The organism is Pseudomonas sp. W2Jun17 (assembly GCF_023127795.1).
GTDB classification, from domain to species: Bacteria; Pseudomonadota; Gammaproteobacteria; order Pseudomonadales; family Pseudomonadaceae; genus Aquipseudomonas; species Aquipseudomonas synxantha_A.
This window is the reverse complement of the sequence record NZ_SPKO01000029.1, coordinates 158,171-170,588: the sequence shown is the minus strand read 5'-3', so window position 1 is coordinate 170,588 and position 12,418 is coordinate 158,171. Positions and strand designations below refer to the sequence as shown.

Below are 12,418 nucleotides of genomic sequence, written 5' to 3'. Positions count from 1 at the left end.
AACATGATCAGCCCCTTCGTCACAGCGAAAGGGCTGTCAGTTCTGATAAAGGCCCTTACTCCCGAATCATCTCCCGTACTGTGGCCGTTAATAAATCAAACGTAAACGGCTTGGTGATCAACTGCATCCCTGGGTCCAGGAAACCACCGCGCACCGCTGCGTGTTCGGCATAGCCTGTAATGAACAACACCTTGAGTTCAGGTCGAATTTGCCGGCCGATTTCCGCCAATTGCCGACCATTCATACCGGGTAACCCGACATCGCTGATCATCAGGTCAATGCGTTGTTCGGACTCAATGATTGGCACCGCCGTATTCGCGTCCTCAGCCTCGATAAACCCATAACCCAGTTCCTTGAGCACGGCGCTGACCAGCACCCGTACTGCGGGGTCATCCTCGACGATCAACACCGTTTCCCCTGCATTGGCAAACGGTAGCAAAGTCGGATTGAGCGGTTCCTGGGCTTGGGGCTCGCCGATAAAACGCGGTAGGAACAAGCTGACCGTGGTGCCTTTGTTGACTTCGCTGTGGATGGTCACATGCCCACGAGACTGGCGAGCGAAGCCATAGATCATTGACAGCCCCAGCCCGGTGCCCTGGCCGATGGGTTTGGTGGTGAAAAACGGATCGAACACACGGCCCATCAAGTGTTGCGGTATGCCGCAACCGTTGTCGCTGACACTCAGCTCTACGTAATCGCCCGGTGTCAGGGAGCCGTAGGCGGCGGTGAAGACACTGTCGAGGTGGCGATTGGTGGTTTCCACCCTGAGCGTGCCCCCCGTGGGCATCGCGTCGCGTGCATTGATTACCAGGTTGAGCAGGGCGCTTTCGAGTTGGTTCGGGTCGGCTTCGGCTGTCCACAACACCTCGCTCAAGCGCATGTCCAAGCTGATACTTTCGTTGATGCTGCGTTGCAGCAACTCGCCCATGGAAATGACCAACTGATTGATCTGCACGGGTTTGGAATCCAGCGATTGTCGACGGGAGAACGCCAACAGTCGGTGGGTAAGGCTGGCCGCACGGTTGGCGGAGGTCACGCCCAGGTCGATCAGGCTGTCCAGGTCATCCAGCTTGCCGCGGGACACGCGCCTGCGCAGCAATTCCAGGCTGCCGATAATTCCGGTGAGCATATTGTTGAAGTCATGGGCGATACCGCCGGTCAACTGGCCGACGGCTTCCATTTTCTGCGATTGGCGCAACGCTTCTTCGTTGTTGCGCAGTTGCGCAGTGCGTTCTTCCACTTGCTGTTCGAGGGTTTCCAGGGTGCGCTGCAAACGCAGTTCGCTCTGGCTCAAGTCGATCAGCCGGTCGCGCGCTTCGTATTGGCGTCGACGACCGCGCAGTGCAGTACTGACCAGACTGATAAGCGTCACAGGATGGAATGGGCGCTCAAGGAACGTGACGTTGCCCAGTAGCCCGCTCAAGTGTGAAGAGCCATTTTGTTCACTGCCGCCGTGATGGGTCATCAACACAATGGGCAGGTCCGACCAGGCCGGCTGTCGGTGCAGGAACTCCAGCAAAGGTTCCAGGTTCACGTCACGCAAGGCTTCAGCCGCAATGATGAGCAGGCCGGCACCCTCGTTCAGCGCTGCGCACAAATCCTCAAGACCGCCGGCAACCACACCTTGGTAACCGGCTTCATTGAGCATCATCAGCGCGAGTGAGCTGTCTCGCCCCAGGGGCGCAAGGATGATGGCTCGTTCGAAGGCAGAAGGAGGCGGGGTCACACGTCTTCTTCCTTGAGCAGGGGTGAACCGGCGCCCATGTAGGTCGGAATGCCGCGCAACACGCCCTGGAAATTATCCAGGGGTTGGCCTACGGTCATGCCGCGACTGCTGATACGGTATTCGCGTATGGTCGATTCGTGGGAACCGGTGCGTTTCTTGATAATGGAAATCGCGCGGCGGACCTTGCCCAGTGCTTCGAAATAACGCAGCAGGATAACGGTGTCGGCCAGGTAGGTGATGTCTACCGGGGTTTGCATATCGCCGACCAGGCCGTGCTGGGCAACGGTCATAAAGGTCGCAGCGCCGCGGCGGTTGAGATAGAGCAGCAGTTCGTGCATATGCAGGATCAGTGCATTTTCTTCCGGCATCGCCGCTTGATAACCATTGATGCTGTCAATTACCACCGTCTTGATGCCGCGTTCGTCCACACAACGTCGTACCCGATGGGAAAACTCACCCGGGGACAACTCGGCCGCGTCCACCTGTTCGATCAACAGATTGCCGGTCGCTTGCATAGCCTCCAGGTCAATACCCATGTTCCTCATGCGCTCGAACAGCAGACCCATCTCTTCGTCAAAGATGAACAGTGCCGCCTTTTCTCCGCGCTCTACGGCGGCGGCGGCAAAAATCATCGAGATCAAGGATTTGCCGGTACCGGCCGGACCGAGGATCAGACTGCTGGAGCCGGTCTCGACACCGCCGCCCATCAAGGCATCCAGTTCGGCAATGCCGCTGCTCATGGTTTGCCGTACATAGCCACCACGGTGCTCGGCCGCTACCAGACGCGGGAACACATGTACACCGTCTCCCATGATGGTGAAGTCGTGGAAGCCGCCCCGGTATTTCTGCCCGCGGTACTTCACGATTCGCACACGACGGCGTTCGGCGCCGTAGTCAGGGGTTAACTCTTCCAGGCGGATGACGCCGTGAGCCACGCTGTGCACGGTTTTGTCGAGAGACTCGGTGGTCAGGTCATCGAGCAGCAGTACCGTGGCGTCATAACGCACGAAGTAGTGCTTGATCGCCAGGATTTGCCGGCGATAGCGCAGCGAGCTTTGCGCCAGCAGACGGATCTCCGACAGGCTGTCGACTACCACGCGGGTCGGTTTGACGCGTTCCACCACTTCGAAAATCTGCCGGGTGGCTTCGCCCAGCTCCAGGTCGGAGGAATACAGCAAGCTCTGCTGATGCTCTGCATTGAGCAAGCTTTCGGGCGGGGTCAATTCGAAGATATGGATATTGTCGTCCAGGTCCCAACCGTGGGACTTGGCACCTTGGCGCAGTTCCCGCTCGGTTTCTGACAAGGTGATATACAGCGATTTTTCACCGTTTTTCGCCCCTGCCTGCAAGAAGTGCAGGGCGACGGTGGTTTTACCGGTGCCCGGCTCACCTTCAAGGAGAAACAAATGGCTACGTGATAGCCCGCCGGAAAGAATGTCATCAAGACCTTCGATGCCGGTGGCCGCCTTTTCACTTAAAAGCGCATTGGATGTAGACAAGAAGTGCCCTCAGGTCACGTACAAGTTGGGTGCACGCCGAAGGGGCGCGCCATATTCACTTGACCGTATCGGCATGTGGCGGTTCAACGTTTCTTAAGAATTGCAGTCGTGTAGGAGCGCGCAAGCTCGTTCCTACAGGCCTTGCTGTAAGGCTGGATCATCCGGGTTCTGCTGCTCCAACTGTGCCAGCAGCACCTGGACGTTCTGCAATTGGCCGCTCTCTTTCCAGTAATTGACCAGCAGTACACGTGCTTTGCGATTGGCCGGGTGGCGCTGAACGATCTCTTCCAACTGGCGCTGGGCCGCCTCCAGTTCATCCTGGTCGTGCAGTGTGGTGGCCAGGTCAAAGCGATAATCCTGGTTGTCCGGCTCAAGCTCCACCGCCTTGGACAGGCCGAGCAAGGCATAGGGGCGCTCGCCGTGGTGCAGCAACCACATGCCCAACGCGTGTTGCAGGTAGGCCGACTCCGGATGCGCCGCCAATTGCTGCGCCAGCAGTTGGCGCGACTCCTCGCTCTTGCCTTGCTTGTCCAGCAGTTCGATTTGCGCCACGCCTGCTTGCAGGTTGTCCGGTTCCAGGCGCATTGCCTGTTCCAGAGCGTCTTGCGCCGGTGCCAGCATCGCGCTGTGGATGTACAGGCGCGCCAGTTGGATCCAGCCTTCAGCGGTTTCGGGCTGGGCCTTGAGGGTTTTCACAAACTCGTCGAGTACCTGCTGCAAGGGGCCGAAATACAAGCCCAGGGTGTCCGGCGACAGACCGAGCAGGGCATTGGCCGCAGCAAAGCGCACAGCCTGTTCGGGATCATCCAGTACCGGACCGAGCAACAGGGTGCGCTGGCCGCTAGGTACCAGGCCGACGATGCTGTGGATCGCCGCTTCGCGAACCATTGCAGATTCATCGGCCAGGTCTTTATCCGCCAGCTTCAGCGCTTGGGGGCTGGGGTAATTGGGCAATTGGGCGTGCAGGGCGGCACGGCGCTCAGGCGACAGATCAGGCCGTCCCAACTGTTGGTACAACACGCGCGCAGCGCCCGGCTCACCGTTTTGGGCCTGTTTCAACGCCTTGGAATAACCGTGGGCAATGGCGGGCGCCACGGTGACTTGAGGGGGACGAGAGAAAAACCAAGTGATCGACACGATCAACAACAGGGCGCACAGGCCGATGATGGAGTTACGGCGTGACTTTGACATGCGGGCGTCCGAAAGCTGTGGTTGCTAGTGCAAAGCCATCAGCTTCGGTCAGTGCAGGGCCAGTGTCAAACCGGCGTCAGGTCAGCACGTACTCCACCGGTTGCGGCGCAGCAGGCAAGTCGACTTCACCGAGGGCCGCCAGGATCTCGCGCTCCAGGGTTCGCAGGATGGCATCGCACGGCAGGTCGTTTTCGTCAAAGCCAAACGGGTCTTCCAATTCATCGCCGATCGCATCCAGACCAAAGAAGGTGTAGCTGACGATTGCAGTGAACACCGGCGTCAACCAGCCCAGCGGTTCGGCCATGGCGAAGGGTAACAGGATGCAGAACAGGTAAATGGTGCGGTGTAGCAGCAAGGTGTAGGGGAAGGGCAGCGGGGTGGTCTTGATGCGCTCACAGGACGCCTGCACCTGGCTGAGGCCGACTAGCCGAGCTTCCAGCTGGGTGTAGCGCCATTCACTGATCACACCCTGCCGGGCCAGAACGCAAAACCGCGCACCGAGCATCTGCAGCACGCTGTCAGGCAAGTTGGGGTGGCTCGCGCGCACGGTAACCCAGGGCTGTATGGCGCGCACCTCATCTTCATGGCGCAAATGCGCGATCAAGCCATGGGCAAAACCGCATAGCTCACGCAACAGCCCGGCCCGCTCGGGGGTATCGCCGAGCACCTGGGTTTCACGAATCAGCGAGCGTACCTCGATGATCATTTGCCCCAGTTGCTTGCGGCCTTCCCACCAGCGGTCATAACAGGCGTTATTGCGAAAACTCATGAAAATCGACAACGACAAGCCCAGCAAGGTAAAGGGCGTAGCGTTGACCTTGGAAAAATAGGCGGGGTGCAGGGTTTCCACCAGCACGATGACTGAAGCCAGCAGCGTGACCAACAGGCTGCGCCAGGCAATGCGCTTGGCAATCGAGCCCTTGAGGGAAAACAGGATGCCCAGCAGGTTGGGCTTGGGGCGAACGATCATGGCAGGCTTCTGTGAGGGTGCAGGCATCAGGGTAGAAGCTGGCTTGCAGAGCGTCCAATCACTTGGATCGACCGTTTGATCGGTGGGACCAATGATCGGCGTAGCCGCCGATAGCAGGATTGGCCAAACCAGTCAGCCAAGTTGAAGGCTTTGACCATTGCCCCTGCAACGCTCTGGAGCGACTATTTCAGCCGATGTATCCAGTTAAAAAGTCCTGAAAATAAAAATACAGAAGGATTGAAACGATGCGTGAGTATTTGGCCGCCACCACCGATTTTGATTATCAGCGCACTGTCGATGCCGCACTGGCTGGCAACCTGCAGGCGCTCAATGCCTGCGTGGAGTGCTGTGACCGCCACGCGCTGCCAGGGCGCATCGCGTTGTTCTGGGAGGGTCGGGACGGGCGCAGCGCCACGTCGACCTTTACTGAATTGCAGGATCAGGCCGCACGCTTCGCCAATTTCCTCCTGGCCCAGGGCGTCAAGCGCGGCGACAAGGTGGCGGGCCTGCTGCCACGTACGGCCGAGTTGCTGGTGGTGGTGTTCGCAACCTGGCGCATCGGCGCGGTGTATCAGCCGCTGTTTACTGCCTTCGGCCCCAAGGCCATTGAACATCGCCTGACCAGCTCCGGCGCGGCGCTGGTGGTCACCGACGCGGTGAACCGCCCCAAGCTGGCCGAAGTCGCCGGCTGCCCGACCATTGTCACGGTCACCGGCGCCAAGGGCGAGGGCATCGTGCGTGGCGACTATAGCTTCTGGGCTGAGCTGCCCAACTACTCCAACGTCTGCGAGCCGGTGTTGCTGGGCGCGGAGGATCCGTTCCTGCTGATGTTCACTTCGGGCACCACCGGTCCCTCCAAAGCACTCTCGGTGCCGCTCAAAGCCATTGTCGCGTTCCAGGGCTATATGCGCGACGCCGTGGACTTGCGCCCTGAAGACGCGTTCTGGAACGTCGCCGACCCCGGTTGGGCCTATGGCATCTATTTCGGTGTGACCGGGCCGTTGTCCATGGGGCATCCGATTACCTTCTACGACGGCCCGTTCACCCTGGAAAGCACCTGCCGGGTCATCAATAAATACGCGATCACCAACCTGACCGGCTCGCCCACGGCGTATCGATTGCTGATTGCCGGCGGCGAGCAGTTCGCCCGTTCAATCAAGGGCAAGCTGCGCATCGTCAGCAGTGCCGGCGAGCCGTTGAACCCGGAGGTGATCCGCTGGTTCGCCGACAACCTGGAGGTGACCATCCACGACCACTACGGTCAGACCGAGCTGGGTATGGTCTTGTGCAATCACCACGGCCTGACGCATCCGGTGCATGTGGGCTCGGCGGGGTTCGCTTCGCCCGGGCACCGCATCGTGGTGCTGGATGACAACCACCAGGAACTGCCAGCCGGGCAGCCCGGCATTCTGGCCATCGACCGCGAGCAATCGCCGATGTGCTGGTTTGCCGGCTACGACGGTGTGAAGACCAAAGCCTTCGTCGGCAAGTACTACCTCAGTGGCGATACGGTGGAATTGAACCCCGACGGCAGTATCAGTTTTGTCGGGCGCAGCGATGACGTGATTACCACTTCCGGCTACCGCGTGGGGCCATTCGATGTCGAAAGCGCCCTGGTCGAACACCCGGCGGTGGTCGAGGCCGCCGTGGTCGGCAAACCATGCCCTGAGCGTACTGAACTGGTGAAAGCCTTCGTGGTGATCAGCGAGCAATACCGCGCCACCCCGGAACTGGCCGAAGAGCTGCGCCTGCATGTACGCCAGCGCCTGGCCGCCCATGCTTACCCACGGGAAATCGAATTTGTCAGCGACTTGCCCAAAACCCCGAGCGGCAAGCTGCAACGCTTCATTTTGCGCAATCAGGAAATAGCCAAGGCCCAGGCGGCCGTGGCTTGATCCCTTTCAAAGGAAACAACGATGCAGATTGAAAACAAGGTATTTCTGGTCAGCGGCGGTGCTTCTGGCCTCGGCGCGGCCACGGCTGACATGCTCATCGCGGCCGGCGCCAAAGTCATGCTGGTGGACTTGAACGCCGACGCCGTTGCCGCCAAGGCCACGCAACTGGGCGACAACGCTCGTAGCACCGTGGCAGATATCTGCCAGGAAGCCGCTGCCGAAACTGCCGTGAAGGCAGCGGTGGAGGCGTTTGGTGGTTTGCATGGCCTGATCAACTGCGCCGGTGTCGTGCGCGGCGAGAAAATCCTTGGCAAGAACGGCCCGCATGGGCTGGCCAGCTTTGCCCAGGTGATCAACGTCAATCTGATCGGCAGCTTCAACCTCTTGCGCCTGGCCGCTGCGGCGATCGCAGAAACCGAAGCGAATGCCGACGGCGAGCGCGGTGTGATCATCAATACCGCCTCGGTGGCGGCATTCGATGGGCAGATCGGCCAGGCCGCGTATGCCGCGTCCAAAGGTGCGATTGCCAGTTTGACCTTGCCCGCCGCTCGGGAACTGGCGCGTTTCGGCATCCGCGTGATGACCATCGCCCCGGGCATTTTCGAAACCCCGATGATGGCCGGCATGACTCCGGAAGTTCGCGACTCCCTGGCCGCTGGCGTGCCGTTTCCACCGCGCCTGGGCAAACCCGCCGAATATGCCGCGCTGGTGCGACATATCCTTGAAAACAGCATGCTCAATGGTGAGGTGATCCGTCTCGACGGTGCCTTGCGTATGGCCGCCAAGTAAGGAGTGCCTGTATGAACGACCCTATTGTGATTGTCAGCGCCGTGCGCACGCCCATGGGCGGGTTCCAGGGCGACCTCAAAAGCCTGACCGCACCGCAGCTGGGCGCCGCAGCGATTCGTGCCGCCGTTGAACGCGCCGGTATCGCCGCCGATGCGGTAGACGAGGTGCTGTTTGGCTGCGTACTGCCGGCCGGGCTCGGGCAGGCACCTGCACGCCAGGCGGCCCTGGGCGCCGGCCTGGACAAGTCCACCCGCTGCACCACCCTGAACAAGATGTGCGGCTCGGGCATGGAAGCAGCGATTCTCGCCCACGACTCATTGCGCGCCGGCAGCGTCGATGTGGTGATCGCCGGCGGCATGGAAAGCATGTCTAACGCACCGTACCTGCTGGATCGTGCGCGCAGCGGCTACCGCATGGGGCACGGCAAGGTGCTTGACCATATGTTTCTCGATGGCCTGGAGGATGCCTACGACAAGGGCCGCCTGATGGGCACCTTTGCCGAAGACTGCGCCGAGCACAACGGCTTTACCCGGGAAGCTCAGGATGCCTTCGCCATCGCGTCCCTGACGCGCGCGCAGGAGGCCATCATCCATGGCAGCTTCGCCAGCGAGATCGTCCCGGTGCAGGTCACCGTGGGTAAGGAACAAAAAACCATCCTGCACGATGAACAGCCGCCTAAAGCCAAGCTGGACAAGATCGCCAGCCTGAAGCCGGCGTTCCGTGAAGGCGGCACCGTCACCGCGGCCAATTCCAGCTCGATCTCCGACGGCGCCGCGGCATTGCTGCTGATGCGCGAGTCGGACGCCCTTAAACGTGGCCTCAAGCCGTTGGCGGTGATCCACGGGCACGCCGCGTTTGCCGATGAGCCGGGGCTGTTTCCGGTGGCGCCGGTGGGGGCGATACGCACGTTGATGAGCAAGACTGGCTGGCGCCTGGAAGACGTCGACCTGTTCGAAATCAACGAAGCCTTTGCCGTGGTCAGCCTGGTAACCATGAGCAAGCTTGCGATCCCTCACGACAAGGTCAACGTGCATGGTGGTGCCTGCGCCCTGGGCCATCCTATTGGTGCTTCGGGTGCGCGGATCCTGGTGACACTGCTCTCGGCCCTGCGCCAGAAGGGCCTCAAGCGTGGCGTCGCGGCCATTTGTATCGGCGGCGGTGAAGCCACGGCCATGGCCGTTGAATGCCTCTACTAAGGATGACTTATGCTGCCCAATGACGAACAACTGCAAATCAGCGACGCCGCCCGGCAATTTGCCCAGGAACGCTTGAAGCCGTTCGCCGCCGAATGGGATCGCGAGCATCGCTTTCCCAAGGAAGCCATCGCTGAAATGGCCGAACTGGGCTTTTTCGGCATGTTGGTGCCGGAACAGTGGGGCGGTTGCGACACCGGCTACCTGGCCTACGCCATGGCCCTGGAAGAAATCGCCGCAGGTGACGGCGCGTGCTCGACCATCATGAGTGTGCACAACTCGGTGGGCTGCGTGCCGATCCTCAAATTCGGCAATGACCAGCAAAAGGCCCAATTCCTCACGCCCCTGGCCAGTGGCACCATGCTCGGTGCCTTCGCATTGACCGAACCCCAGGCCGGTTCCGATGCCAGCAGCTTGAAGACCCGTGCACGCCTTGAAGGCGATCACTATGTGCTCAATGGCTGCAAACAGTTCATCACCTCCGGGCAAAACGCCGGGATCGTGATTGTGTTTGCCGTCACCGACCCGGCAGCGGGCAAGCGCGGGATCAGTGCCTTCATCGTACCCACTGACTCTGCGGGCTACACCGTGGCGCGAGTCGAAGACAAGCTCGGGCAACATGCTTCCGACACGTGCCAGATCCTGTTTGAAGACGTGAAGGTGCCCGTGGCCAACCGCCTGGGCGAGGAGGGCGAGGGTTACAAGATCGCCCTGGCCAACCTTGAGGGTGGCCGTGTCGGCATCGCTTCCCAGTCGGTGGGCATGGCCCGCGCCGCCTTCGAAGCAGCCCGCGACTATGCCCGTGAGCGGGAAAGCTTCGGCAAACCGTTGATCGAGCACCAGGCCGTCGCCTTTCGCCTGGCGGACATGGCCACGCAAATTGCCGTGGCCCGGCAGATGGTGCATTACGCCGCGGCCCTGCGTGACAGCGGCAAGCCGGCGTTGGTGGAGGCGTCCATGGCCAAGCTGTTTGCTTCGGAAATGGCCGAGAAAGTCTGTTCGGCCGCCTTGCAAACCCTGGGCGGTTACGGTTACCTGAGCGACTTCCCCTTGGAGCGGATCTACCGCGATGTGCGGGTCTGCCAGATTTACGAAGGCACCAGCGATATTCAACGCATGGTCATCTCACGCAATCTATAAGGAGCCGATACATGAGTTATGAAACCATCCTGCTTGACGTCCAGGGCCGCGTCGGGCTGATTACCCTCAACCGCCCGCAGGCGTTGAACGCCTTGAACGCGCAACTGGTCAGCGAACTGAACCAGGCGCTGGATAACCTGGAGGCCAACCCAGAGGTCGGCTGCATCGTGCTCACCGGCTCGAAAAAAGCCTTTGCGGCCGGCGCCGACATCAAGGAAATGGCCGAGCTGACTTACCCGCAGATCTACATGGACGACCTGTTCAGCGACAGTGACCGTGTGGCCAACCGCCGCAAGCCGATCATTGCGGCGGTGAATGGCTTTGCCCTCGGTGGCGGCTGTGAACTGGCGTTGATGTGCGACTTTATCCTGGCCGGTGACAGTGCCAGGTTCGGCCAGCCGGAAATCAATCTCGGCGTGCTGCCGGGCATGGGCGGCACCCAGCGCCTGACCCGCGCCGTGGGCAAGGCCAAGGCCATGGAAATGTGCCTGACCGGGCGCTTTATCGACGCCGTCGAAGCCGAGCGTTGCGGGATCGTGGCGCGTATCGTGCCGGCCGATGAGTTGCTGGAAGAAGCGCTGAAAGTCGCTGCCCTGATCGCCAGTAAGTCAGTGCCGATCAGCATGATGGTCAAGGAGAGCGTGAACCGCGCCTTTGAAGTCAGCCTGTCCGAAGGCGTGCGCTTTGAGCGCCGGGTGTTCCACGCGGCGTTTGCGACCCAGGATCAGAAGGAAGGCATGGCCGCATTCGTGGCCAAGCGGGCGCCGGAGTTCAAGGATAAGTAAAACACTGTGGGAGGGAGCAAGCCCCCTCCCACATTTGAACTGCAGCGTTTGACACAGTTTTTTGCAGTGTGTCAGTCAGAGCTGGTAGTGCTTGAGTTCCCTGGCAATCACCATCCGCTGAATCTCGCTGGTGCCTTCGTAAATCTGCGTGATCCGCGCATCCCGGTAGTAACGCTCCACCGGATAGTCTTCCAGATACCCATACCCCCCATGAATCTGCATCGCCTTGGAGCAGACCCGCTCGGCCATTTCCGAGGCAAACAGCTTGGCCTGGGAAGCTTCGGACAAGCATGGTTTGCCGGCACTGCGCAGGCGCGCAGCGTGGAGGATCAGCAAGCGTGCTGCATTCAGCTGCGTTTGCATGTCAGCCAACAGGTTGGCCACGCTCTGATGTTCGATGATCGCCTTGTCGAACTGCACGCGATCCCGGGCATAAGCCAGCGCTGCTTCAAAGGCGGCCCGGGCGATGCCCAAGGCCTGGGCGGCAATACCGATGCGCCCACCTTCCAGGTTGGACAGGGCGATTGCCAGGCCCTTGCCGCGCTCACCCAGCAGGTTGGCTTGCGGCACGCTGCATTGGTTGAGCGTAACGGCACAGGTGTCCGACGCACGGATGCCCATCTTGTGTTCGGTGCGGTCGACCACAAAACCCGGGGTGTCGGTAGGCACCAGAAACGCTGAAATACCCTTCTTGCCCAGTTCCGGATCGGTCACCGCAAACACGATGGCCAACCTGGCGCGCTTGCCGTTGCTGACAAATTGCTTGGCGCCGTTGATCACCCACTGGCCGTCTTTCAATTCGGCACGGGTGCGCAGGTTGTGGGCTTCGGAGCCGGCCTGAGGTTCGGTCAGGCAGAAGCAGCCGATGGCCTGGCCGCTGGCGAGTTCGGCCAGCCAAGTGTGTTTTTGCTCAGCTGTGCCGTAGTTGAGGATAGGCCCGCAACCCACTGAATTGTGGATACTCATCAAGGCGCCCGTGGCGCCGTCACCCGCGGAAATTTCCTCCACGGCCAGCGCGTAGGCCACGTAGTCCACATAGGTGCCGCCCCATTCTTCCGGGACCACCATGCCGAGCAGGCCCAGTTCGCCCATCTTCGCCACCAGCGCGTCGTCGATCCAGCCGGCTTTCTCCCAGGCTTGGGCATGGGGAGCAATTTCGCCACGGGCGAAGTCCCGCGCCATGTCGCGGATCATGATTTGTTCTTCTGTGTATTCAAGATCTTGCATGGC

The 12,418-nt window shown here is 60.7% G+C and carries 10 protein-coding genes; 5 read left to right on the top strand and 5 right to left on the bottom strand.

The window, feature by feature from the left end:
• Positions 1-55: 55 nt before the first annotated feature.
• The 4 genes from E4O98_RS17845 to E4O98_RS17830 all read right to left on the bottom strand — a co-directional run bounded on the left by E4O98_RS17845 (position 56) and on the right by E4O98_RS17830 (position 5,386).
• On the bottom strand, positions 56-1,651 hold the full coding sequence (locus E4O98_RS17845) for an ATP-binding protein (RefSeq protein ID WP_248135961.1): 1,596 nt from the start codon (positions 1,649-1,651) through the stop codon (positions 56-58).
• Positions 1,652-1,722: 71 nt separating this feature from the next.
• Positions 1,723-3,225, bottom strand: a complete 1,503-nt coding sequence (locus tag E4O98_RS17840) for an ATPase domain-containing protein (RefSeq protein WP_223018322.1) — start codon at positions 3,223-3,225, stop codon at positions 1,723-1,725.
• Positions 3,226-3,357: 132 nt separating this feature from the next.
• Entirely contained in the window at positions 3,358-4,416 is a 1,059-nt protein-coding gene (locus E4O98_RS17835) for a tetratricopeptide repeat protein (protein ID WP_032875361.1), read from the bottom strand.
• Between the two features lie 76 nt (positions 4,417-4,492).
• Entirely contained in the window at positions 4,493-5,386 is an 894-nt protein-coding gene (locus tag E4O98_RS17830) for a bestrophin family protein (RefSeq protein ID WP_032875358.1), read from the bottom strand.
• A 245-nt stretch (positions 5,387-5,631) separates the two neighbouring features.
• On the opposite strand from E4O98_RS17830, the gene E4O98_RS17825 reads away from it, so the two are divergent.
• From E4O98_RS17825 to E4O98_RS17805, 5 genes are read left to right on the top strand one after another with little or no spacing between them, the layout of a single operon-like run.
• Positions 5,632-7,281: an AMP-binding protein gene (locus E4O98_RS17825; RefSeq protein ID WP_148853338.1), complete on the top strand. Its 1,650-nt coding sequence runs from the start codon at positions 5,632-5,634 to the stop codon at positions 7,279-7,281.
• Positions 7,282-7,302: 21 nt separating this feature from the next.
• Positions 7,303-8,070, top strand: a complete 768-nt coding sequence (locus E4O98_RS17820; RefSeq protein ID WP_005788301.1) for an SDR family NAD(P)-dependent oxidoreductase — start codon at positions 7,303-7,305, stop codon at positions 8,068-8,070.
• Positions 8,071-8,081: 11 nt separating this feature from the next.
• Entirely contained in the window at positions 8,082-9,266 is a 1,185-nt protein-coding gene (locus tag E4O98_RS17815; protein WP_248135814.1) for an acetyl-CoA C-acyltransferase, read from the top strand.
• A gap of 9 nt (positions 9,267-9,275) precedes the next feature.
• Positions 9,276-10,403 (top strand): acyl-CoA dehydrogenase, encoded by a 1,128-nt coding sequence (locus tag E4O98_RS17810; RefSeq protein ID WP_032875350.1) that lies wholly within the window; start codon positions 9,276-9,278, stop codon positions 10,401-10,403.
• A gap of 11 nt (positions 10,404-10,414) precedes the next feature.
• A complete protein-coding gene (locus tag E4O98_RS17805; protein ID WP_103735162.1) occupies positions 10,415-11,188 on the top strand; it encodes an enoyl-CoA hydratase in 774 nt (257 codons plus the stop codon).
• A 75-nt stretch (positions 11,189-11,263) separates the two neighbouring features.
• Here the strand turns inward: E4O98_RS17805 and E4O98_RS17800 are convergent, their stop codons facing one another.
• A complete protein-coding gene (locus E4O98_RS17800) occupies positions 11,264-12,415 on the bottom strand; it encodes an acyl-CoA dehydrogenase family protein (RefSeq protein WP_005788309.1) in 1,152 nt (383 codons plus the stop codon).
• Positions 12,416-12,418: the final 3 nt, after the last annotated feature.

Coding starts and splice junctions, on each gene's coding strand:
- E4O98_RS17825 (WP_148853338.1), top strand. CDS start 5,632: ATGCGTGAGTATTTGGCCGCCACCACCGATTTTGATTATCAGCGCACT.
- E4O98_RS17810 (WP_032875350.1), top strand. CDS start 9,276: ATGCTGCCCAATGACGAACAACTGCAAATCAGCGACGCCGCCCGGCAA.
- E4O98_RS17830 (WP_032875358.1), bottom strand. CDS start 5,386: ATGATCGTTCGCCCCAAGCCCAACCTGCTGGGCATCCTGTTTTCCCTC.
- E4O98_RS17815 (WP_248135814.1), top strand. CDS start 8,082: ATGAACGACCCTATTGTGATTGTCAGCGCCGTGCGCACGCCCATGGGC.
- E4O98_RS17800 (WP_005788309.1), bottom strand. CDS start 12,415: ATGCAAGATCTTGAATACACAGAAGAACAAATCATGATCCGCGACATG.
- E4O98_RS17845 (WP_248135961.1), bottom strand. CDS start 1,651: ATGATGCTCAATGAAGCCGGTTACCAAGGTGTGGTTGCCGGCGGTCTT.
- E4O98_RS17805 (WP_103735162.1), top strand. CDS start 10,415: ATGAGTTATGAAACCATCCTGCTTGACGTCCAGGGCCGCGTCGGGCTG.
- E4O98_RS17835 (WP_032875361.1), bottom strand. CDS start 4,416: ATGTCAAAGTCACGCCGTAACTCCATCATCGGCCTGTGCGCCCTGTTG.
- E4O98_RS17820 (WP_005788301.1), top strand. CDS start 7,303: ATGCAGATTGAAAACAAGGTATTTCTGGTCAGCGGCGGTGCTTCTGGC.